Annotated in this window: 19 protein-coding genes; 11 read left to right on the top strand and 8 right to left on the bottom strand. The window is 64.2% G+C overall.

Annotated features, from left to right (window positions below; all coding sequences use genetic code 11):
• Positions 1–2: 2 nt before the first annotated feature.
• Positions 3–518 carry a DoxX family membrane protein gene (locus tag ACP7AX_RS03585; RefSeq protein ID WP_131682646.1) on the bottom strand — a complete coding sequence of 172 codons (516 nt, stop codon included), beginning with the start codon at positions 516–518 and terminating at the stop codon, positions 3–5.
• Positions 519–875: 357 nt separating this feature from the next.
• Here ACP7AX_RS03585 and ACP7AX_RS03580 point away from each other — a divergent pair, with 357 nt between their 5' ends.
• Both ACP7AX_RS03580 and rsrA read left to right on the top strand, forming a co-directional pair.
• Positions 876–1,739, top strand: a complete 864-nt coding sequence (locus ACP7AX_RS03580) for a sigma-70 family RNA polymerase sigma factor (protein ID WP_426225408.1) — start codon at positions 876–878, stop codon at positions 1,737–1,739.
• On the top strand, positions 1,736–1,996 hold the full coding sequence (gene rsrA, locus ACP7AX_RS03575; protein ID WP_108599095.1) for a mycothiol system anti-sigma-R factor: 261 nt from the start codon (positions 1,736–1,738) through the stop codon (positions 1,994–1,996). The genes ACP7AX_RS03580 and rsrA overlap by 4 nt, the downstream gene beginning before the upstream one ends.
• 97 nt (positions 1,997–2,093) lie before the next feature.
• Here rsrA and ACP7AX_RS03570 read toward each other — a convergent pair whose 3' ends face one another.
• The 5 genes from ACP7AX_RS03570 to ACP7AX_RS03550 all read right to left on the bottom strand — a co-directional run bounded on the left by ACP7AX_RS03570 (position 2,094) and on the right by ACP7AX_RS03550 (position 8,456).
• Positions 2,094–2,168, bottom strand: coding sequence for a 50S ribosomal protein bL37 (locus ACP7AX_RS03570; protein WP_104061284.1), 75 nt, complete (start codon positions 2,166–2,168; stop codon positions 2,094–2,096).
• Positions 2,169–2,274: 106 nt separating this feature from the next.
• Positions 2,275–2,886: a PadR family transcriptional regulator gene (locus ACP7AX_RS03565; RefSeq protein ID WP_426225407.1), complete on the bottom strand. Its 612-nt coding sequence runs from the start codon at positions 2,884–2,886 to the stop codon at positions 2,275–2,277.
• Positions 2,886–3,731, bottom strand: a complete 846-nt coding sequence (locus ACP7AX_RS03560) for a DUF4097 family beta strand repeat-containing protein (RefSeq protein ID WP_426225406.1) — start codon at positions 3,729–3,731, stop codon at positions 2,886–2,888. The genes ACP7AX_RS03565 and ACP7AX_RS03560 overlap by 1 nt, the downstream gene beginning before the upstream one ends.
• 218 nt (positions 3,732–3,949) lie before the next feature.
• The gene (locus tag ACP7AX_RS03555) at positions 3,950–4,549 is read right to left on the bottom strand and encodes a GDSL-type esterase/lipase family protein (protein WP_131682643.1); all 600 of its coding nucleotides are present in this window, start codon (positions 4,547–4,549) and stop codon (positions 3,950–3,952) included.
• A 121-nt stretch (positions 4,550–4,670) separates the two neighbouring features.
• A complete protein-coding gene (locus ACP7AX_RS03550) occupies positions 4,671–8,456 on the bottom strand; it encodes a multifunctional oxoglutarate decarboxylase/oxoglutarate dehydrogenase thiamine pyrophosphate-binding subunit/dihydrolipoyllysine-residue succinyltransferase subunit (protein WP_426225405.1) in 3,786 nt (1,261 codons plus the stop codon).
• 481 nt (positions 8,457–8,937) lie between these two features.
• On the opposite strand from ACP7AX_RS03550, the gene ACP7AX_RS03545 reads away from it, so the two are divergent.
• From ACP7AX_RS03545 to ACP7AX_RS03525, 5 genes are all read left to right on the top strand, one after another.
• Positions 8,938–10,272 carry a CNNM domain-containing protein gene (locus tag ACP7AX_RS03545; protein WP_131682641.1) on the top strand — a complete coding sequence of 445 codons (1,335 nt, stop codon included), beginning with the start codon at positions 8,938–8,940 and terminating at the stop codon, positions 10,270–10,272.
• Positions 10,269–11,339 (top strand): CNNM domain-containing protein, encoded by a 1,071-nt coding sequence (locus ACP7AX_RS03540; protein ID WP_131682640.1) that lies wholly within the window; start codon positions 10,269–10,271, stop codon positions 11,337–11,339. The genes ACP7AX_RS03545 and ACP7AX_RS03540 overlap by 4 nt, the downstream gene beginning before the upstream one ends.
• 101 nt (positions 11,340–11,440) lie before the next feature.
• Positions 11,441–12,451 (top strand): metal ABC transporter solute-binding protein, Zn/Mn family, encoded by a 1,011-nt coding sequence (locus tag ACP7AX_RS03535; protein WP_131682639.1) that lies wholly within the window; start codon positions 11,441–11,443, stop codon positions 12,449–12,451.
• Positions 12,448–13,263, top strand: a complete 816-nt coding sequence (locus tag ACP7AX_RS03530) for a metal ABC transporter ATP-binding protein (protein WP_426225404.1) — start codon at positions 12,448–12,450, stop codon at positions 13,261–13,263. Before ACP7AX_RS03535 ends, ACP7AX_RS03530 begins: the two co-directional genes overlap by 4 nt.
• On the top strand, positions 13,263–14,138 hold the full coding sequence (locus tag ACP7AX_RS03525) for a metal ABC transporter permease (RefSeq protein WP_426225403.1): 876 nt from the start codon (positions 13,263–13,265) through the stop codon (positions 14,136–14,138). Before ACP7AX_RS03530 ends, ACP7AX_RS03525 begins: the two co-directional genes overlap by 1 nt.
• A gap of 44 nt (positions 14,139–14,182) precedes the next feature.
• Here the strand turns inward: ACP7AX_RS03525 and ACP7AX_RS03520 are convergent, their stop codons facing one another.
• A complete protein-coding gene (locus ACP7AX_RS03520; RefSeq protein ID WP_131682985.1) occupies positions 14,183–14,644 on the bottom strand; it encodes a transcriptional repressor in 462 nt (153 codons plus the stop codon).
• A 149-nt stretch (positions 14,645–14,793) separates the two neighbouring features.
• Here ACP7AX_RS03520 and ACP7AX_RS03515 point away from each other — a divergent pair, with 149 nt between their 5' ends.
• Genes ACP7AX_RS03515 through ACP7AX_RS03500 form a run of 4 tightly spaced genes read left to right on the top strand, consistent with a single transcriptional unit; the run spans position 14,794 to position 17,924 of the window.
• Positions 14,794–15,450: an MBL fold metallo-hydrolase gene (locus ACP7AX_RS03515; RefSeq protein ID WP_426225402.1), complete on the top strand. Its 657-nt coding sequence runs from the start codon at positions 14,794–14,796 to the stop codon at positions 15,448–15,450.
• A 4-nt stretch (positions 15,451–15,454) separates the two neighbouring features.
• On the top strand, positions 15,455–16,345 hold the full coding sequence (locus ACP7AX_RS03510; RefSeq protein WP_426225401.1) for a sulfurtransferase: 891 nt from the start codon (positions 15,455–15,457) through the stop codon (positions 16,343–16,345).
• Positions 16,342–17,499, top strand: a complete 1,158-nt coding sequence (locus tag ACP7AX_RS03505; RefSeq protein WP_131682634.1) for an alcohol dehydrogenase catalytic domain-containing protein — start codon at positions 16,342–16,344, stop codon at positions 17,497–17,499. The genes ACP7AX_RS03510 and ACP7AX_RS03505 overlap by 4 nt, the downstream gene beginning before the upstream one ends.
• Positions 17,496–17,924: an HIT domain-containing protein gene (locus ACP7AX_RS03500; protein ID WP_131682633.1), complete on the top strand. Its 429-nt coding sequence runs from the start codon at positions 17,496–17,498 to the stop codon at positions 17,922–17,924. Before ACP7AX_RS03505 ends, ACP7AX_RS03500 begins: the two co-directional genes overlap by 4 nt.
• 49 nt (positions 17,925–17,973) lie before the next feature.
• On the opposite strand, the gene hrpA is transcribed toward ACP7AX_RS03500, so the two are convergent.
• Entirely contained in the window at positions 17,974–21,954 is a 3,981-nt protein-coding gene (gene hrpA / locus ACP7AX_RS03495; RefSeq protein WP_426225400.1) for an ATP-dependent RNA helicase HrpA, read from the bottom strand.
• Between the last annotated feature and the right edge of the window lie 262 nt (positions 21,955–22,216).

Here is a 22,216-nt window from a genome sequence, read left to right as displayed (position 1 = left end):
CCTTACGCCCCCGTTGCCTGCTCCACGGCGCGGCGCACAGCCTTGTCCGCCTTGTGGAGCTGCTTGCCGGTGGTTTTCCTGGCGTCCGCGGCGAGGTGCTCGGCACGCCAGGCGAGGCCGGGCTTCCCCGCGGTGTCTACGGACGCGAGCAGGGCGCCGCCGCTGAGGGACACGTTCTTCAGCAGCTGGTTCCGGCGGGCTTCACGGCCTGCTTTGGTGCTGATGTCTGCGCTGCGCCATTCCACGAACGTGTTCAGGAGCGAAATGACTGTGAGCACTGTTGCCGACAGGCGGCTGAATTTGCCCAGGCCAAACAGCACGCCGGCACCGATCTGTGTTCCGCCGATCACCCGTGCCAGCGTCCGCTCGTCCGTCTGGAACGGCAGCGACGCCGCTGCCTTCTTCAGGAGTGGAGAGAGCTGCTGGGCAGTATCGTCGGCGTTCTTGAGCTTATCCAGCCCGGCGACGACGAAACTTGAGGCGAGCATGGGGCGGGCGAGATTTCGGACAAAGGACATGGATTTCCTCCTGGCTGGACGAACCGCGTCGAATGCGGCGAAGTCGGTTCTAGTCTTGCACTTTTGGGGAATATTTGCCTGCCGTGGGGGGTTATGGATTGCGGGTCAGCCGAACACTGGGCGGCCCGAAGAATTGACCGGCACCAATCGCCGGCAGAAATACCTGCCTCAACCAGAGAAGCCAGATCTCAAATCTGGCATGACTCGGAGTGGCCTGACACAGGAGTGGAGTTGCCCTTGCGGTTGCTAAAGGACGGGACGGACCCCTCGGGCCCGGTGGTGCTGAACACTCTGGAATCCGATCCTCCGGAGTATGGAACCCCGCGTGCCAAGGGCCCCACAGTAGACTTGAACGCAATGAGCACCCTGGATCCGGCCCTTGAGGCCATGTATGAGGCCTCCGGACGCGAAGCCAAACCGAGTAACAACGCGCAGCCCGAACCCGCTGGGCTGGGCGCGGCTGAGCCTGGAGATGTAGCGCCAGCGGCTGTAGAGCCGGAGTCCGGCGAGTCCGGTGGGGGAGAGTCCCGCGGGGGAGAGCCCCGCGGGGGAGACCCGGAAGCGGCCGGGCCCGGTTCGGCGGAGCAGGCCGTTGACGTGGCCACCGAATCAACCGAGGAACGCCGGATCCGTTTTGAGCGCGATGCTATGCAGTACGTGGACCAGCTCTACTCGGCGGCAATGCGGATGGCCCGGAACCCCGCAGACGCGGAGGACCTGGTCCAGGAGGCTTACACCAAAGCTTTTTCCGCTTTCCACCAGTACAAGCCCGGGACCAACCTCAAGGCCTGGCTCTACCGGATCCTCACCAACACGTACATCAATCTTTACCGCAAGCGGCAGCGCGAGCCATTGCAATCGAACACAGACACCATTGAGGACTGGCAGCTGGCCCGGGCGGAGTCTCACACCTCGCGTGGCCTCCGGTCAGCCGAAGCGGAAGCGCTGGACCACCTGCCTGACACGGACGTCAAGCGGGCGCTGCAGGCCATTCCGGAGGAGTTCCGGCTGGCGGTGTACTTCGCCGATGTTGAGGGTTTCGCCTACAAGGAAATCTCGGACATCATGAATACGCCGATCGGCACCGTGATGTCCCGGCTTCACCGCGGCCGGAAAATGTTGCGGGACATGCTGGCGGAATATGCCGCCGAACGAGGATTCAAAGGTGCCGTCGAATCACAGGACACGGCCGCAAGTACAAAACAGGAGAACAGGAAATGAGCGACTGCCAAGGATTGGGCGACTGCGATGATACGCGGATGCAACGCATCTACGAGTACCTCGACGGGGCGCTGACCCGCGAGGACATCACGGAGATCAAGCACCACCTTGATGAATGTCCTGACTGCACGGAGCAATACGACCTTGAGTGTGTCATCCGCAAGGTGGTCAAGCGCTCCTGTACCGAGGCTGCGCCGGAGAACCTGAAGAACGCCATCCTGGACCGGATCCACGCCATCCGGCCCGTGGACGCCTGACCGGCCCGATTCAGCGGCGCAGAACCAAAGACGAAGGACCCCGGAGGCCGTGTGGCTTCCGGGGTCCTTCGCTTAAACCAATATTCCAAGCTTTTGCTTAGGCGTTGGGGCGCTTGCCGTGGTTCGCGCCGCCACGCTTACGGTCACGACGTTTACGTGCACGTTTGCTCATAGCTGGCCTCCTTAAATGTTGGTACTCAAAAGAGCTGCCCTCAAGTCTCCCACACCATGGGACAGGCCGTGAAACCGGACACGAGTGGGGGCGGTTGGGCGGCGGCTCAATCCTGCAATGAATTGCGGATCGAGATGCGGGCCTGGTCAAGCACTGTTTTCACGGTCTCCAAGGTCACCGGGCTCAGCGGCCGCCGGCTCGAGTGCAGGCGCAGCTCCACCCGGAGGTCGTCGCGGAAGGCCTGAAGCAGCATCTCCGCCTCCTTGAGCTCCCGGATCCCCTCGGTCGGCTGCCTGCCCACAGTCCTGAAGTCAGCGGCGCGTGCGGTGGACCGGGCAGCTTCGGCCGTGGCAGCGAGGTCCGCACGCAGCCCCCGCATGTTGGCGCGGATGTCCGCGCGCAGATTATCGGCGAGGCGGCGGACCGAGGCGGATATGTCATTTTCGACGCCGGCCAGTTCGTCGCGCCGCTTGTTCAGTTCTGCCAGCCCGGCCTCGGTGATGCGGTAGTTGGTGCGGCGGCCGGCGGTTTCCGTGACCACCAGCCCCTCTTCTTCCAGCTTGCCCAGCCTGGGGTAGATGGTTCCCGCACTGGGGGAGTAGGTGCCGCCAAACCGCTCGCTTAAAGCCTTGATCAGGTCATAACCATGCTTCGGCCCGGACTCCAGCAGAGCCAGCAGATAGAGCCGCAATGCACCATGGGCGAAGACCGGTGGCATCAGTGCCCAGCTTCCGGGTCTCCGGATTCCCCGTTCCGCGCCGGCTGGCCATGGAAAATGGACGTCTTGCCGGAAACAGAGTTGGTCCGGACCAGCATCAGCTTGCCGTCCGGTCCGGCGATCGTTTCCAGCTTGCCGCCCGGCTGGGTGTACTTCTGATCGTCAATAACCACGACGCCGCCGCCAGCTGATTTCGCCACGATGTCCACCCCGACGTCGTGCGGGAGCCTGATCGTGAGGTCCCCTGATACCGAGTTGGCGCCGAAATCGTTGGTGAAGCTGAGCAGATCGAAACTCATGTCACCGCTGACCGTGTTGGCCCGGATGTTGCTGAACCTGCCCGACGCAGTAACTTCGCCTGAAACGCTCTTGGCGGTGAGGACGCCGTCGTGGTTCCGGACAATGACTTCGCCGCTGACCGTGTTGACCTGCAGATCCCCGGAAGTGCCATCTGCCATGACGGAACCCGAGACGGTATTGAGCCTGGTGTGGCCGCTGATGCCGGAAACCAGCCCCTCGCCGCTCACCGTGCCTGCTTCCACTTCGACGCCGGCGGGCAGGGCGATGCTGATGACCGCCGAGTTATTGCTGTTGTGGTTGACGGTTCCCATCAGATTCTTGAACCAGCCCTGCGGACCGTGCAACTGGTGGCGGACCTCCAGGCGGCCATCCGTCAGCGATACCGCTACGGGGTCGCCCTGGACCTCAGTGATCTCCACCCGGACAATGTCCTCGGAGTGGGTGACGACGTCGAACCTTCCACGGACCATGCCAAGCTTCAGCGACCTGACGGCGTCAACATCGATGGTTTGCGGACCAGTGACGGTCCAGTTACTCTCCGGCATGAATCCTCCAAGACCGCGATATATCGTGACTGATACCTCAAGATACAACGCGGCGCCGGGCAGGTCAAGATATATCGCGAACGGTCCCGGACGCTCTCTCACTAGATGCGGGTTTTCCTGAAACGCTCTATCAGGGAGTGAGAGAGGGTTGGCCCTTTTGTTGCAGGGAGTGAGAGAGGGTTGGTGGGGAACCTGCAGGGAGTGCCAGACGGTTGGCTCTACTCTGGGGTGGCCAGCCCCAGCCACTGGAACCAGCCCCGGTGGAGGACCAGCCAGGCCATCAGGCCGTAGCCGGCCTGTCCGGGAGAGCCGCCGTTCGCCGCCAGGTCCTGGCGCCACTGTTCGTGGTTCAGCAGCGGGGAGAAGGTGTCGACGTAAAGGTGCTTGCGCCGGGTGGTGACGTCCGCGAAGGCGGTGTTCAACTCTGCGAGCCGGCGGTTCTGCTCCGGGTCGAGGGTGGGCGGCGGGCCCACAACAAAGACCTCAATCCGGTTCTGTGAGGCGGTGTCGAGGATGTTGGCCAGGTTCAGGCGGCTCCGGGCGGTGGAGAGGCCGTACTCGACATCGCGGCCGGAGAGGCCGATCACCAGGCGGTTCTCGTGTTCGTTGCCGAACCGCCGCCCTGCCTCCTCCAGCCACCGGGCAGCCAGGCCCTCCGTGCCCTCCTGGGGACAGGGGAGGGCGTAGCTTTCCAGCGCCATGCCGTCCTGCGGAGTGCGGGCCAGCACACGGCCCAGCCAGCCGAGCGCCCTGGGATCGCCCAGCCCGGCCAGCAATTCATCTCCTACAGCTGCGATACGCAGCTTCCTGTCTTCCACAAGTTCCTCTTTACGTCCGTGCCGGGTAACTCCACCCGGCGTGGCTAATGGTTTATCCCATTAAACAGAACTGCCCGGCCGGAGTCTGGTATTTCGACGTCCGGCCGGGCAGCCACTGGTACTACTTCCTCGCAAATGCCTGCTTCAGGAGCGAATCCTGCTCGGCTGCGTGCCGCTTCATGGACCCGGCAGCGGTGGAGGCCGATGCAGGACGCGACACAAGGCGGACGTGCCGATCCAAGGCGGCCGGGAGGTTGAGGCCCATGAACGGCCACGGTCCCTGGTTGGCGGGCTCATCCTGCGCCCAGACAACCTCGGCGTTCGGGTACTTGGCCAGTTCCGCCTCGATCTCCGCCTGCGGCAGCGGGTACAGCTGCTCCACGCGGACAATCGCTGTGGTCTTGTCATCGGTCTTCTGCCGCGTGGACAGGAGGTCGTAGTACAGACGGCCTGAGACCAGCAGTACGCGTTCGACGGCGTTTGCCGCCAGCTGCTCGTGGTCGCCGATGACGGGGCGGAAGGAGCCCGTGGTGAAGTCCTCGACGGACGATGCGGCAGCCTTAAGGCGCAGCAACTGCTTCGGCGTGAAGATGATCAACGGCTTGCGCGGCCGGCTGTACGCCTGGCGGCGCAGCAGGTGGAAGTGCGATGCCGCCGTCGTGGGGTTGGCCACGATCATGTTCTCTTCGGCACACATCTGCAGGAAGCGTTCGATCCGGGCCGAGGAGTGGTCCGGGCCCTGGCCTTCGTAGCCGTGCGGCAGCATCAGCACCAGTGAAGAGCGCTGGCCCCACTTCTGCTCAGCTGAGGAGATGAACTCGTCAATGATGGTCTGGGCGCCGTTGACGAAGTCACCGAACTGCGCTTCCCAGAGAACCAGGGCGTCCGGCCGCTCCACGGAGTAGCCGTATTCGAAGCCCATGGCCGCGTATTCGGACAGCAGGGAATCGTAGATCCACAGCTTGGCCTGGTTGTCCGAGAGGTGGCCCAGGGGCAGCCACTCGTTGCCGTTGGCGCGGTCGTGGAACACAGCGTGCCGCTGCACAAAAGTACCGCGGCGCGAATCCTGGCCGGCGAGCCGGACGGGAACGCCTTCCATGATGAGTGAGCCGAAGGCTGCGATCTCGCCGAAGCCCCAGTCGATGCCGCCTTCGCGTGACATCTGTTCGCGCTTTTCGAGAAGCTGCTTGAGCTTGCCGTGGACAGTGAAGCCCTCGGGGATCTCAACGTGGGCCTGGCCGATGCGGGCCAGGGTCTCCACCGAAATAGCTGTCGACGCCGGGGCGTTGGTGCCCGAATCGGACTGCTGGGCAATGGGACGCTCAAGGTCCGAGACTGCGGCGGAATCGGCCGTGATGATCGGGATCGGCGAGGTCTGCGCTGCGTGCGTCTCGGCGAAGACCCGCTCCAGGCGTTCCTGGTAGTCGCGGAGCAGCTGCTCGGCTTCGTCCTCGGTGATGTCGCCACGGCCGATGAGTGCCTCGGTGTACAGCTTGCGGACGGAGCGCTTGGCTTCGATCAGGTTGTACATCATGGGCTGGGTCATCGAGGGGTCGTCGCCCTCGTTGTGGCCGCGGCGGCGGTAGCACACCATGTCGATCACAACGTCCTTGTGGAAGCGCTGGCGGAACTCGTAGGCGAGCTGGCCAATGCGCACCACTGCCTCGGGATCGTCACCGTTCACGTGGAATACCGGTGCCTGGATCATCTTGGCGACGTCGGTGGAGTACGTGGAAGAGCGCGACGACGACGGGGCGGTGGTGAAGCCAACCTGGTTGTTGACCACCACGTGGATGGTGCCGCCGGTGCGGTACCCGCGGAGCTGGGACAGGTTCAGCGTCTCGGCAACCACACCCTGGCCCGCGAAGGCGGCGTCACCGTGGACCATGATGGGTAGGACCGGGAAGGCCTCGCCCTGGTCCAGGCGGTCCTGCTTTGCGCGGACGATGCCTTCAAGCACAGAGTCCACGGCCTCGAGGTGTGAGGGGTTGGCGGCCAGGTAAACCTTGGTCTCGTTGCCGTTCTCCGAGGTGAACGTGCCTTCGGTGCCGAGGTGGTACTTGACGTCGCCGGAGCCCTGCACGGAGCGGGGATCCTGGGTGCCTTCGAATTCGCGGAACACCTGGGCGTAGGTCTTGCCGGCGATGTTGGTGAGCACGTTCAGGCGGCCGCGGTGGGCCATGCCGATCGCGACCTCATCCAGGCCATCGTCAGCGGCGTCGGAAATGATGGCGTCCAGCAGCGGAATCAGGGACTCGCCGCCTTCGAGCGAAAAGCGCTTCTGGCCGACGAATTTGGTCTGCAGGAAGGTTTCGAAGGCCTCCGCTGCGTTGAGCCGGGAGACGATGCGCAGCTGCTCTTCACGGCTGGGCTTGGAGTATTCGTGTTCCAGCTGATCCTGGAACCACTTGCGTTCCTCAGGTTCCTGGATGTGCATGTACTCGATGCCGGTGGTGCGGCAGTAAGCGTCACGGAGGACGCCCAGGATGTCGCGGAACTTGAGCATGGGCGCGCCGCCGAAACCGCCGGTGGGCCACTCGCGGTCCAGGTCCCACAACGTCAGGCCGTAGGTGAGGACGTCAAGGTCAGGGTGCTTGCGCTGGACGTACTCGAGGGGATCGGTGTCCGCCATCAGGTGGCCGCGCACGCGGTAGGAGTGGATGAGCTGCTGGATCCGGGCAACCTTGTTGATCTGGTCAGCAGGGTCGACCTGCAGGTCCGGGCTCCAGCGGACTGGCTCGTACGGAATGCGCAGCGACTCAAAGATTTCGTCGTAGAAGTTCTGCGCGCCCAGCAGCAGCTGGTGTACGAGCTTGAGGAACTCGCCGCTGCCGGCACCCTGGATGACGCGGTGGTCATAAGTGGAGGTCAGCGTGAGGACCTTGCTGATCGCGTTGTGCGCGATGATTTTCTCGCTGGCGCCCTGGAATTCGGCAGGGTAGTCCAGTGCGCCGACGCCGATGATGGCGGCCTGGCCCTTGGACAGGCGGGGAACGGAGTGGACCGTGCCGATTCCGCCGGGGTTGGTCAATGAAACGGTGGTGCCCTGGTGATCGTCCGCGGTCAGCTTGCCGGCGCGTGCACGCTTGATGAGGTCTTCATAGGTGTGCCAGAACTCGGAGAAGTTGAGGGTCTCGGCCTTTTTGATGTTCGGAACCATCAGCAGGCGGGTTCCGTCAGGCTTGGGCATGTCGATGGCGATGCCGAAGTTCACGTGCGCAGGCTGGACGGCTACAGGCTTGCCATCCACTTCGTCGTAGTAAACGTTCATCGACGGGAACTGGGACAATGCCCGGATGACGGCGTAGCCGATCAGGTGCGTGAAGGAAACCTTGCCGCCGCGTGCGCGGGCCAGGTTGGAGTTGATGACAACGCGGTTGTCGATCAGCAGCTTGGCCGGAATGGCCCGGACGCTGGTGGCGGTGGGGACCTCGAGGCTGGTGACCATGTTGGTGGCGATGGCCTTGGCCGGACCGCGGAGGATGGATACGACGTCCTCTTCCGGAGCCGTGGGTGCCTTGACGTTTTTGGGCAGCTGCGCAGGGATGGGCGGGGTTCCGGCGCCCGGCTCGGTCTTCTTCGCGCCATCGCGGGCGACCGTAGCGGGAGCCTTCTTTACCGGAGCCGGCTCGGCGGCCGGGGGAGCGGCTTGCGCCGGTGCGGATGCGGGAGGGGCTGCAGGGGCCGGCGGTACCGCCGGCATCTCACGGGTAGCGGGGTTGGCTACGGCAGCAGCCGTGCTTCCGTTGGAAGAAGATCCGCTGCCTGAGTCGAAGGATTCGAACAGGGGCCACCACTTGGCATCCACGGTGTTCTTATCCTTTTGATACTGCTCGTACAGTTCATCGACGAGCCACTCGTTTCCGCCAAATTCCTCGGGTAGACGGTGGCTAGGCTGCTCTGGCACTTGAAATACGCCTCTTCCATGAGTTTGATTTCTCTCTGGTCAACAAGGTGCCTCAGCACAACATTCGAACCAGTCTCTGCGTCCTCTGAACCCAGACCTTTGCCAGTCTAATGAGCATCCTGTGTTAACTGCCAATAAGGGTGACCCAAATCATGGAATGACGCCAAGATGCCCATTTGTGGCGTTAAAGCCAGTGAGCCGGGCCGCGCAGCGGAGCCGTTTCCGGAGGCGCCGACGGGCCAATCTGCTCCTGTAGACTGTGATTCTTATGGACAGTAAATCTAGGTGCCGGCCTGGGGGCTGTCAGCGGAGCAAGAACAACAGCGCCGCCCAGTCCACCCGCAGAGCCGGCAAACCCCGAACACGCGCCCATCACTCTCCCTCGGTTCACCCCGCTGGAGCCCTTATGGAGAAAACCCCGGCAGACCATCCTCCGCCTGGCAGCATTCCCTGGATCCCGTCCATTTGGGCGGGATGCTGAATGGAGTGGTTACTCCTCGCGGCAGGACTCCTGCTGATCGCCGGCACCGGTTTTTTTGTGGCCGTCGAATTTTCCCTCATTGCCCTTGACCAGGCCACGGTTCAGCGTGCCATCGACAACGGTGACACCGGCGCTGTACCGCTCCTCAAATGCCTGAAGTCCCTCTCAACCCAGCTTTCCAGCTGCCAGCTCGGCATCACCCTCACCACGTTGCTGACCGGTTACGTGATGGAACCGTCCGTGGGGCGGCTCCTGGAAGGTCCGCTGGCCGCCGTCGGGATTCCTGAAGTGGCCGCGGCATCTGTCTCCCTCGTGATTGCCATGGCCCTGGCCACGCTCCTGTCCATGCTGCTCGGCGAACTCGTGCCGAAAAACATGGCCATAGCCCTCTCCTTCCAGGTGGGCAAAGCGCTCGCCCGGCCGCAGCTGGTTTTTACCGCGATCTTCAAGCCGGCCATCGTGGTGCTCAACGGGTTCTCCAACAAGGTACTGAACGTCTTTGGCCTTGAGGCCAAAGAAGAAATTTCCGGTGCCCGGACGCCCGCCGAACTAGCCTCCCTGGTGCGGCGCTCCGCCGCCATGGGAACGCTCGACGCCGGCACCGCCAACTTCGTGGCGCGCACGCTGAATTTCTCCGCACGGACGGCCGCCGACGTCATGACGCCCCGCATCCGGGTCGAAACCATCGACGCCGATCAGCCCGTATCGGAGATCCTGGACGCCGCGCGGCGCACCGGGTACTCAAGATTCCCCGTGATCGGGGAGTCCTCTGACGACATCAAGGGCCTGGTGCATGTCAAGAAGGCCGTCGCCGTGCCGTGGGACCGCCGGGCCAACCTGGAAGCCGGCGCCATCATGACCGATGTCCTGCGTGTGCCGGAGACCATCCACCTCGACGCCCTCCTGGCCGAGCTCCGGGAAGGAAACCTCCAGCTCGCCATCGTTCTTGATGAGTACGGCGGAACCGCCGGCATCGCCACACTCGAGGACCTCGTGGAGGAAATCGTGGGTGAAGTGGCCGACGAACACGACAAGGTCCGCCCGGGCCTGCTCCAGAGCGCATCCGGGGACTGGTACTTCCCGGGACTGCTGCGTCCGGACGAACTGTCCGAACAGATCCCGGGGCTCACCGTTCCGGACGAATCAGCCTATGAAACGGTCGGGGGGTACGTGATGAGTGAACTCGGCCGCATCGCCGTTGTGGGGGACACCGTCTCCGTTGGCGGAGGCACCCTGAGCGTGACCCGCATGGACGGCCGAAGGATCGACCGTATCTGCTTCCGGCCGGCCGCCCCCGAACCTGAGCCGGCTCCGGATGACAGGAGCGGGCGATGAACGACTGGGTAGGAATTTTCTGGCTGGTCATCCTCCTGCTGGGTAACGCGTTTTTTGTCGGCGCCGAGTTCGCGGTGATGTCCGCGCGGCGCAGCCAGATCGAGCCCTTGGCCGACGCCGGTTCCAAGCGTGCACAGACCACCCTGCGTGCCATGGAGAATGTCTCGCTGATGCTTGCCTGTGCGCAGCTGGGCATCACGGTATGTTCGCTGCTGATCCTGCAGGTGGCCGAACCGGCCATCCATCACCTGATGGCTGCACCGCTGGAAGCGGTGGGGCTGCCGGTGGAAGTCGCCGACGTCGCTGCATTCGCGATCGCCCTGATGGTGGTGACCTTCCTGCACGTGACCTTCGGCGAGATGGTGCCGAAAAACATCTCGGTATCCGTGGCTGACAAGGCTGCCCTGCTCCTTGCTCCGCCGCTGATGTTCGTGGCAAGGCTGGTCAATCCGGTCATCTTTGCGCTGAACTGGTCTGCCAACCACATCCTCAAGCTGCTCCGGATAGAGCCCAAGGATGAAGTGAATTCCTCCTTCACGCTCGAAGAGGTCCAGTCGATTGTTCAGGAGTCCACCCGCCACGGGCTGGTGGACGATGACCAGGGGCTGATCACCGGCGCACTGGAATTCTCGGAATATACGGCGTCGAACATCATGGTGCCGTTGGACAACCTGGTGATGCTGAAAGCGGCCACTACTCCTGTGGAGTTCGAAAAAGCCGTCAGCAGGACTGGCTTTTCCAGGTTCCCGATGCTTGATGATGACGGCATCATCGCCGGCTATCTGCACGTGAAGGACGTGCTCTCGATCCCTGACTCGGACTACCAGCACCCTATCGCCGAGAGCCGGATCCGCTCACTGGCCAACCTGTCCCTGGATGACGAAGTGGAAACAGCTATGTCCGTGATGCAGCGCACGGGCTCGCACCTTGCCCGCGTGATCGGCGCTGACGGACAGACGCATGGAGTCCTGTTCCTGGAAGATGTGATCGAGCAGCTCGTGGGGGAGATCCGCGACGCAACGCAGGCCACCGGCATCAGGAGGCTGGGCCAGCCCAACGGCCAATAAGCCTGCCCTCCGGACCTCGGCTCTTTTCTAAATAGGAATCATTCCCATTTAGGACTAGACTTCAAGGAGTCGAAAGTCCGTCCCACCGATTTGAGGTTTCCGTGCGTCACCCCGCAACCATCCGAACGTCCCTCGCAGCCCTTGCGGGCTTGAGCCTTCTGCTGACGGCATGCAGCCCCGGAAACGGGACAGCGCCGGCGTCGGGCACGGAAAACTCCTCAGAGGCCTTGACCGTTGTTGCGTCCACCAACGTGTATGCGGACATTGCCCGGTCAGTGGGCGGGGACAAGGTCCACGTCGAGTCCATCATCAACCAGCCCAGCCAGGACCCGCACTCCTATGAGGCCACCGCGCAGGACCGGCTGCTGGTCTCGAAGGCCGATCTGGTGATCGAGAACGGTGGTGGCTACGACGACTTCCTGCACAAGCTGGCGGACGACAGCGAAATTCCGCACAGCAGCATCGTCTCGGCTGTGGAAGTCTCCGGCCTGGCACCGGAGGAAACCGGCACAGAGTCGCCGGCCGCCGTCGAATCCGGGGCTGCCACCGATTCGCACGACGGGCACGGCCATGTCCACGGCGAGTTCAACGAACACGTCTGGTACAGCGTGGACGCTATGGGCAAGCTGGCCGATTCCATCGCGGCCAAACTTGGCGAGCAGGATTCCGCATCAGCTGCCCTGTTTATGGCAAACGCTGAAAAGTTCAAGACAGCCGCGGGCGAGCTCACCGGCAAGCTTCAGGCGCTCAAGGCCAGCGGGGCAGGTGCACCCGTGGCGGTGACCGAACCTGTTCCGGTGTACCTGCTTGAGGCGGCTGGCCTGGAGAACCGGACCCCCGAGGATTACACGGCTGCCATCGAAGAAGGCTCCGATGTCCCGCCTGCCGTACTGAAGGCCGCCACGGATCTTGCAGGCTCCACGGACATCAGGTTCCTCGCATACAACCTCCAGACCGAGGGCCCCCAGACTGAAGCACTCAAGAAGGCTGCCGAGTCGGCCGGCGTTCCCGTGATCGACTTCAGCGAAACCCTGCCCGAGGGCAAGACGTACCTTGAGTGGATGACGGACAATGTTGAGAACGTCAGCAAGGTTTTGGAGAAAAATAGTTGAAACCGGTGGTGAGCCTCCGCGGGGCGTCCCTGCAGTTCGGCAAACGGACGCTCTGGGAGGATCTCGACCTCGATATCAAGCCCGGCGAGTTTTTCGCCGTGCTTGGTCCCAATGGGAGCGGTAAAACCAGCTTCCTGAAAGTGCTTCTGGGGCTGCAGGAGCTTCAGTCCGGCCAGGCAACGTTGGGTGACCGCCCGGTGGAGCGGGGGAGCAGCCTCATTGGCTACATTCCCCAGCAGAAATCCTTCGCTCCGGACACCCCCATGCGCGCCAGGGACCTGGTGGGGCTCGGCGTTGACGGCCACCGCTGGGGGTTGCGGCTGGGCATGTCCAGCGCCAACCGCAGAATTGACGAGCTTCTGGAACTCGTCGGTGCCAGTGACTATGCAAAGGTTCCGGTGGGGCTGCTTTCCGGCGGTGAGCAGCAGCGGCTCCGCGTCGCGCAGGCCCTGGCCACCGACCCCAAAGTACTCCTCTGTGACGAACCCCTGTTGTCATTGGACCTGCATCACCAGCAGGCCGTCAGCGCCCTGATCAACAAGCAGTGCCACGAACAGAACAGTGCCGTGGTGTTTGTCACGCACGAGATCAACCCCATCATCGATTACGTTGACCGCGTGCTTTATCTGGCCGGCGGCCGGTTCAGGGTGGGGACGCCACAGGAAGTCATGACCACCGAGGTCCTCTCGGATCTCTATGGATCCCACGTGGAAGTCATCCACGCGAACGGGCGCATCGTCGTCGTCGGCCTTCCGGACGCAACCACGCACCACCATGACGTTGTCCCGGTGACCGCCGGCGAGGTGGCGTGATGGACGCCGACAGCATTATTGGTGCGATTTTCAGTTTCGAAAACTACGGGGAACTGCTGGTGCTGGTCCAGAACTCCATCTGGGCCGGGGCGGTGCTTGGCCTGCTGGGCGGGCTGGTGGGTACCTTCGTGATGAAACGCGACCTGGCGTTCGCTGTCCACGGCATCTCCGAACTGTCATTCGCCGGGGCAGCCTTTGCCCTGCTGATCGGCGCGGACATCGTGTTCGGTTCGCTGATCGGTTCAGTCGCGGCCGCGCTGCTCCTGGGCCTGATGGGGGTGCGGGCACGGGACAAGAATTCCATCATCGGGGTGATCATGCCGTTCGGCCTGGGCCTGGGCATTCTTTTCCTGTCGCTTTACCAGGGGCGGGCCGCGAACAAGTTCGGCCTCCTCACCGGGCAGATCGTCTCCGTCGACACCGTTCAGCTCCAGGTGCTCGCGGGGGCGGCGGTGGCCGTGATCGCCGCGCTGGTCATCATCTGGCGCCCGCTCAACTTTGCCAGTGTTGATCCTGAACTGGCCGAAGCACGAGGTGTCCCGGTGCGGACGCTGGCCTTGATTTTTATGGTGTTGCTCGGTGTGAGCGTGGCGTTGTCCATTCAGGTGGTGGGGGCGCTGCTGGTGCTCGCACTGCTGATCACCCCCGCTGCCGCCGCGCTGCGCGTGACGTCCTCGCCTGTGGCCCTGGTGGTGCTCAGTGTTGTTTTTGCCATGACGGCCACGGTGGGCGGAATTCTGCTGGCGCTGGGCGGACGGATCCCGATCAGTCCCTACGTCACCACGCTGTCATTCCTTATATACGTGGTGTGCCGCATCATCGGTTCGTTCCGGTCCCGGAAGGGCATCAACGGCCGCGTGGTTCACGCCCACTAGCGGAGCGGGGCCAGTGACGGCAGGATCACGGCCCGGCAGGATCCTTAGAGTTTGCCGGCGGCCCTGAGCGCGGTGCAGTCCGGGCAGAGCCCGAAGATCTCCACGGTGTGTGCCACCTCGGTGTAGCCGTGCTCCTGGGCAATCCGGGCTGCCCAGGTTTCCACGGCGGGGGCCTCAACTTCCACGGCCTTACCGCAATTGCGGCACAGGAGATGGTGATGGTGGCCGGTCACTGCACAGCGACGGTAGACGGCTTCGCCCTCGCCGTTGCGCAGCACATCCACGAGGCCGTCTTCGGCAAGTGACTGCAGGATCCGGTAGGCAGTTGCCAGCGAAACCGAGACGCCCTGATTCTGCAGGATGCGGTACAGCTCCTGGGTGCTGACAAAATCATCCAGTTCGTCCAGGGCGGCGCTGACGGCCAGCCGCTGTTTGGTGACGCGCTGCTCCCGGCCGCCTGATGCAGCGTTCGACGGCGACGCGTCTGCTTTGGTGCCGGACGGCATGGAGGTACTCGCTTCCCTGAGGGACGGTGGCAATCATCAAGATTACCAGCCGGGGCTGCCCGGCTGGTTTTCCCTGTACAGTGCGATATTTCCTTGGACGGTCCGGCTTTTCCTTGGACAGTCCCGGAACCGGAACCTAGGCTGGCGCTATGAAGCTGACCAAATACACCCACTCCTGTGTCCGGCTCGAAAAGGATGGCCGGGTGATTGTGCTGGATCCGGGGACCTTCTCGGAAACAAAGGAAGCGCTGGACGGCTCGCACGCCATCCTGGTCACGCACGAACACGGCGATCACGTGGATGTGCCGGCGGTGGTCAACGCCCTCCGCGGCTCGGCGGACCTGGCAGTGTTCGCACCGGCTGGGGTGGCCAAACACCTCCAGGATGAGGCACCCCAGCAGGCCTCGCGGATCCACACGGTTGAACCGGGATCCACCTTTGAAGCCGCCGGTTTCAGTATCCGCAGCTTCGGCGGCCAGCATGCGCTCATCCACCCGCAGGTCCCCGTAGTGGCCAACATCGGCTACCTGGTGGACGAAAATGTCTACCATCCGGGGGATTCCTTCATCGTCCCGGATGGCCTCAGTGTCAAGACCCTCCTGGTTCCGCTCCACGCACCTTGGAGCAAGGTCAGTGAGGTGGTGGACTTCGTGATCGCCGTCCGGGCCCCGCAGGCGTTCCAGATCCACGATGGACTGCTGAACGAGATGGGTGTCAAGATCGCGGAATCGCATGTGGCCCGCCTGGGGAAAAAGTACGGCACCGAGTACACCCATCTTGCGCCGCGGGAATCGGTGGAAGTCTAGAAGCATGACGAGTCCATTGATCGATGTACCTGCCCTCCAGGACCGCCTTGCCGCCGGCCAGCGCATTGTCTTGCTCGACGTCCGCTGGGTCCTCGGTGACCCCCACGGCCGGGAGCACTACCTTGAGGGGCACCTCCCGGGGGCAGTGTTCGTAGACCTTGCCACCGAGCTTGCAACACCGGCCGGCCCGTCACACGGCCGGCACCCGCTGCCATCCCTTCCGGACTTCCAGGAGACCGCCAGGGGCTGGGGAATCAACGACGGCGATGCTGTGGTGGCCTATGACGACAGCGGCAACATGGCTGCCGCCCGGCTCTGGTGGATGCTCCGCAACGCGGGGCTCCAGGATGTGCACCTGCTCGACGGCGGCCTGGCCGCCTGGCGGGGCGCCGGACTGTCCGTGGAGACCGGGCCCGTGGCGGCCGCCGTCGGCAACGTGACTTTTGATGCTTCCTCCGGGGGCGGTCAGATGCGCAGCATCGACGCGAATGGGGCAGCGGGCTGGGCAGCAACCGGAATCCTCCTCGATGCCCGCGCCGGCGAAAGGTACCGTGGCGAATTCGAACCGGTTGATCCGCGGGCGGGCCACATTCCAGGTGCCGTAAGCGCGCCGACAACCGCGAATGTGGACGGGGCCGGACGTTTTCTGCCGGCAGAGGCGCTGCGGCGCAGGTTCGAGGGCCTCGGAATCACGGCGGACGTTCCGGTGGCCGTGTACTGCGGCTCGGGAGTCACTGCCGCGCACGAGGTGGTCGCCCTGGAAATTGCAGGCTTTCGGGCCGCCCTGTATCCGGGGTCCTTCTCGGAATGGTCGAACAATCCCGAGCGGCCCGTGGCCACGGGCGGCGGGCCGATTGGCGATGCGGCTGCCAGCGGGGGTAGCGTCGCCCTATGACTCCAGGACGTCCGGTTCCGCCGCCCCTTGCCCGCCCCGTTGTGCCCGCCGACGTTCCAACCACTGCCGGTGGCGCTGGTGTTCTGGCCGCCGCCCTTGGAGCCACTTCCGGTGCGAGCGGGCTTGTGCCGCTGACCGTGGCACGGCGGACCCCCAAAGAGGACGATGTCGAGATCGCCATCGAATTCTGCGGCCTGTGCCACTCGGACGTGCACGCAACCCGTGGCGAATGGGGCACCCAGAACTATCCGCTGGTGCCAGGCCACGAAATTGTAGGAACCGTCAGCCGTGTTGGATCGGCCGTTGACGACTTCTCCCCGGGCGACCGCGTGGGCGTTGGCTGCATGGTGGATTCCTGCCGGGAATGCGAGAGCTGCCTGGACGGACTGGAACAGTACTGCGAGGTCGGCATCACCGGGACTTACGGTGCCAAGGACTCCCGCAACGGCGACGCCGTCACCCAGGGCGGGTATTCCTCCTCCGTGGTGGTCGATCGCCGCTACGTGCTCCGCGTGCCTGCAAATCTTGACCCGGCCGCCGTCGCGCCCTTGCTGTGCGCCGGCATCACCACGTTCTCCCCGCTCCGGCACTTCGACGTGGAGGAAGGCGACGTGGTGGGTGTGGTGGGACTGGGCGGGCTCGGCCACATGGCCGTCAAGCTGGCCAAGGCAATGGGGGCGCGGGTGGTGGTCTTCACCACGTCCGAGGCCAAGGTGCCGGCCGCCCTGGAACTTGGCGCCGACGAAGTGGTCCTGTCACGGGACGAGGCTGCAATGGCCGCCGCCAACCGCAGCATCGACCTCATTATCGATACCGTGGCCGCCCCGCACGACCTCAACCCTTTCTTCCGGACCCTCCGCGTGGACGGTGCACTGTTCCAGCTGGGACTCCCGTCCGAGGCCATGCCGCCGGTGGACCCCAGGGCCCTGATCCGCCGGCGGATCTCCTACGCCGGTTCGCTGATCGGCGGAATCGCCGAAACGCAGGAAATGCTCGACTTCTGCGCCGAACATGATGTGGTTGCCGACATTGAACTGGTGCGGGCGGACCAGCTGAACGACGCCTACAACCGGATGGTGGCCGGTGACGTCAAGTACCGTTTTGTGCTGGACGCCAGCACGCTGCAGGCCCCGGCCAAGGAGGCAAACGCATGAGCACCCTGTTCACCAAGATCATCAACGGCGAGATCCCCGGGCGGTTCGTCTGGCGTGAGCCTGACGTTGCGGCCTTCCTGACCACCGGCCCGCTGGCGCATGGCCACACCCTGGTGGTGCCCACCGAGGAGGTTGACCGCTGGACCGATGCTTCGCCGGAAACGTTGGCCAAGGTCATGGAAGTGGCCCGCCGGATCGGTGCCGTCCAGCTGGACATTTTCCCTGCCGAGCGGGCAGGACTGATCGTGGCCGGCTACGAAATCAACCACCTGCATGTCCACGTCTGGCCGTCCAGGAGCATGGCTGACTTCAACTTCGCCTCGGCTGACCAGAACCCGGACCCGGCGGTATTGGACGCCAACGCCGAGAAGCTCCGCGAGGGGCTCCGGGCTGCCGGCTTCGGGGAGTTTGTGCCCGAGAGCTGAACCCGGCATCCGCCTGCGTCTGGCACTTGCCCGTGCGCCTGGCACCCGCCTAGGCCGGTGCGAGCGCTTTGTTGAGCACAGCGCGGATCCGCTTTTCTGACACCGAGTAGGCGGTTCCGAGCTCGACGGCGAAGAGGCTCACCCGGAGTTCCTCGATCATCCAGCGCACCTGGGTCAGCTCGGCGCCGACCCGCCGGCCGGGGAGCAGTGCTGAGACGGCGTCGTCGTAGTCGTCCTCCAGCCGCTGGACGGCGGCCATGTTCAGGGCGTCGCGCTGGACGTTGCCGGGCAGCTTTTCGAGGCGCTTCTCGATCGCGGCGAGGTAGCGGGGGAGCTGACTCAGCTGCGCGTAGCCGGTTTTCGCGACAAAGCCCGGATACACCAGCTGTTCCAGCTGGCTCTTCACATCATTCAGGGCGCTGATGAGGGCGAGGCTGGTGGTCCCTTTCAGCAGTTTCTCAATCCGCCGGGTGCTGGCCAGGATGCGCTCCACCACGGCAGTGACGCTGAAGACCGTATCGATCAGCTCGGCGCGCACCCGCTCGTAGAGGGCGTCAAAGGACGGCCGGTCCCAAGGGACTTCAGCCGGGGTCAGCTTGTCGATGGCGGCCAAGGCGCAGTCGGCGATCAGGGCGGAAACAGAACCGTGCGGGTTCTGGCTGAACGTGAGCTTCTCGGTGTTGTTCAGGTGTTCCAGGACGTACCGGTCCGGGGCGGGGACCCTGAGTGCCAGCAGCCGGATCACGCCGCCGCGCATGGATTCCCGCTGTTCGGAGGGTGTCTGGAAGACGCGCAGCGCTACGGACGTCCCTTCGTCCACCAGTGCGGGGTATCCCGTCACCATGTGACCCTTGATGGTGTTGCTGACCTGCCGCTGCACGGCGCCAAAGGTCCACTCGGTCAGGCCGGTTTGTTCGCGGAAGCCGGGAGCCGAACCGGGTGTCATGCCGTTTCCGGACCCGCCTCCGGACCCGTTCACGGTTCCTTGTTCGATTCCTTGCCCGGTTCCGGAGGGCACAGCGCCGCCGGACTTCCCCCGTGACTTTGGCCCGGTGGTGCCGGGCGTCGCGCCCAGGGACTCCGCAATGGCGCGGCGCGTGGCCGGGGCGAGGCGTTCCTGAAGGGCGGCGAGGTCCTTGCCTTCGTCCAATACCTTTCCCTTGCTGTCCACCACCCGGAAGCTCACCCGCAGATGGGACGGGACGGCATCCCAGTTCCACGATCCGGGCGGGATGACCTGCCCGCGGATCCGGCGGAGGGCGAGCTCCAGTGAGGCTTCCAGATCGTCGTTCGCGGGATCGAAGTCCGTCTCCAGGGCAGCCACGGCCTGGCGGGCGACGTCCGGGGCGGGGACAAAATTCTTGCGGATCTGCTTCGGCAGCGACTTGATCAGGGCAGCCACCAGTTCCACCCGCTGACCCGGGATCAGCCAGCGGAAAGGGGCATCGTCGAGCTGGTTCAGGAAAACCACCGGCACCTCGGCCGTGACGCCGTCGGACGGATTGGGCGGGGAGCCGGGCGCCACCGGGTGGAACTCATAGGTCAGCGGCAGCTCGAAGCCCTTGTGCAGCAAGGTCTTCGGGTAGGCGGACTCGTCAAGGTCACCGGCGTCGTCTCCGAGCAGCAGCGACTTGTCGTAGTCCAGAAGGTCAGGATTTTGCTGCCGGGCCTCTTTCCACCACTTGTCGAAGTGGCGTTCTGACACCACCTCGGGGCCGAGCCTGGCATCGTAGAACTCAAAAAGCGTTTCATCGTCCACCAGCAGGCCGCGCCGGCGCACACGGGCTTCGAGTTCCTCCACCTCCAGGAGGAGGGCGCGGTTCCGGTGGAAGAACTTGTGATGGGTCTTCCAGTCGCCTTCCACCAGGGCATGCCGGATGAACAGCTCGCGGGCCAGGACCGGGTCCACGCGGCTGTAGTTGATCCGGCGCTGGGGAATGATGGGCACGCCGTACAGGGTGACTTTTTCGTACGCCATGACGGCGCCCATTTTGGTGGACCAGTGCGGTTCGCTGTAGCTGCGCTTGACGAGGTCCGGCGCCACCTGCTCAGCCCAGACCGGATCGAACTTTGCAGCGACCCTCGCCCAGAGGCGGCTGGTCTCCACGAGCTCCGCTGCCATCACAAACGTGGGCGACTTCTTGAACAGCGCCGAGCCGGGGAAGATCGCGAAGCGGCTGCCGCGCGCGCCCGCGTACTCACGCTTGCGTTCGTCGAGGATGCCGATGTGGCTCAGCAGCCCTGACAGCAGGCTGATGTGGATCCCCTCGTGATTGCCCACGGGATCGGCGAGGCGTTTGTTGTCCAGGCTGATGCCGAGCGGACGGGCGAGCTGCCGGAGCTGGGCAAAGAGGTCCTGCCATTCGCGGACCCGGAGGTAATTGATGAATTCGGTCCTGCAGAGCCTGCGGAACTGGGTGGAGGAGAGCTCCTGCTGCTTTTCCTGGATGTAGTTCCAGAGGTTCAGGAATCCGGTGAAATCGGAGTTTTCGTCCCGGAACCGTGCGTGCTTCTCGGCAGCGAGCTGCTGCTTGTCAGTAGGGCGCTCGCGCGGGTCCTGGATGGTCAGTGCCGCGGCCAGGATCATGACTTCGCGGACACAGCCGCGTTTGCCGGCTTCCACAATCATCCGGCCCAGGCGTGGGTCAACCGGAAGCTGGGCAAGCTTCTGCCCGACGGCGGTCAGCCCGCCGCTCTTTGCGTCACCTGGCCGGGTGGCATTCAAGGCGCCGAGCTCCCGAAGGAGCGTCACGCCGTCGTTGATTGCCCGCGAATCCGGCGGTTCAACGAACGGGAAGTTCTCCACGTCCTTGGGTCCGCGGGCAACCCCCATGGCCGTCATCTGCAGAATGACGGCGGCCAGGTTGGTGCGCAGGATCTCGGGATCGGTGAACGGGGGACGGGACTCGAAGTCCTCTTCCGAATACAGCCGGATAGCGATGCCGTCGGACACGCGGCCGCAGCGGCCCGAGCGCTGGTTGGCGGAGGCCTGCGAAACGCGCTCGATCGGCAGGCGCTGGACCTTGGTGCGGTGTGAGTAGCGCGAGATGCGGGCCGTGCCGGTGTCGATGACGTACTTGATGCCGGGGACGGTCAGGGATGTCTCGGCCACGTTGGTAGCCAAGACGATCCGGCGCTTGCTGCCCGGGTGGAAGACCTTGTGCTGTTCCTGCAGGCTGAGCCTGGCAAAGAGCGGCAGGACTTCGGTGCCGGCGAGGCGGCGGTTGGACTGGATCCTCGCGTTGAGCGCCTCAGCGGCGTCGCGGATCTCGCGCTCGCCGGAGAAGAAGATGAGGATGTCGCCCGGCGCCTCAGCGGCGAGTTCGTCGACGGCGTCGCACACGGCGTCCAGGGGATCGCGGTCCTCCTCGAGTTCGTCGTCGGACGCGGCGTCGTCGTCGCCCGCTGCTCCGCCGGCCGGCTGCGATAAGGGCCGGTACCGGATTTCCACCGGGAAGGTCCGGCCCGAGACCTCGATGATGGGGGAGGGGTCCTCGTCCGTGCCGAAGTGCTTGGCGAAACGCTGCGGATCGATGGTGGCCGAGGTGATGATGATCTTCAGGTCCGGCCGCTGCGGCAGGATGCGCTTGAGGTAGCCCAGGATGAAGTCGATGTTGAGGCTTCGTTCGTGGGCCTCATCGATGATGATGGCGTTGTATTTGCGGAGCAGTTTGTCGCGCTGGATCTCTGCCAGCAGGATGCCGTCCGTCATCAGCTTGACCTTGGTGGAGCGGCTGACCTCGCCGGTGAAGCGCACCTGGAAGCCGACCTCCTGGCCGATCTCCACGCCCAGCTCCTCGGCAATGCGTTCGGCCACAGTGCGGGCCGCGAGACGGCGCGGCTGCGTGTGCCCGATCAGGCCGTTATCGCCGAGGCCAAGCTCGAGGCACATCTTGGGGATCTGGGTGGTCTTGCCGGAGCCGGTTTCCCCGGCGATGATGGTCACCTGGTTGGCGGCGATGGCAGCCATCAGGTCCTCGCGGCGCTCGGAAACGGGCAGCTCAGCAGGGTAGGAGATATGAAATGTCATGGCTGCTGCCAGTCTACTGGGGCGGCGCTCGTTTCCCGCCCTCGCCATGCTCCTCCGGAGGACAGGGGCGCCCCACGTGCAGTGCTTTTGGTGCACGGTTCGTGATCAGCCATCGACCCCAGGTGGCTTACCCTGGTGGCTCGATACTCTGCCGGCCCGGTACCTCGGATAGATACCGTTACGCCGGATAGATCCCGTTACGTCGGATAGATAACAACAGGACCCGACTCAGATGAGTCAGGTCCTGTTATGCCGATGGGGA

The sequence above is a fragment of the Pseudarthrobacter sp. DSP2-3-2b1 genome (assembly GCF_049895945.1).
Classification (GTDB): Bacteria; Actinomycetota; Actinomycetes; order Actinomycetales; family Micrococcaceae; genus Arthrobacter.
The sequence above is the reverse complement of the archived record's forward strand: the minus strand, read 5'-3'. Positions and strand labels throughout refer to the sequence as shown.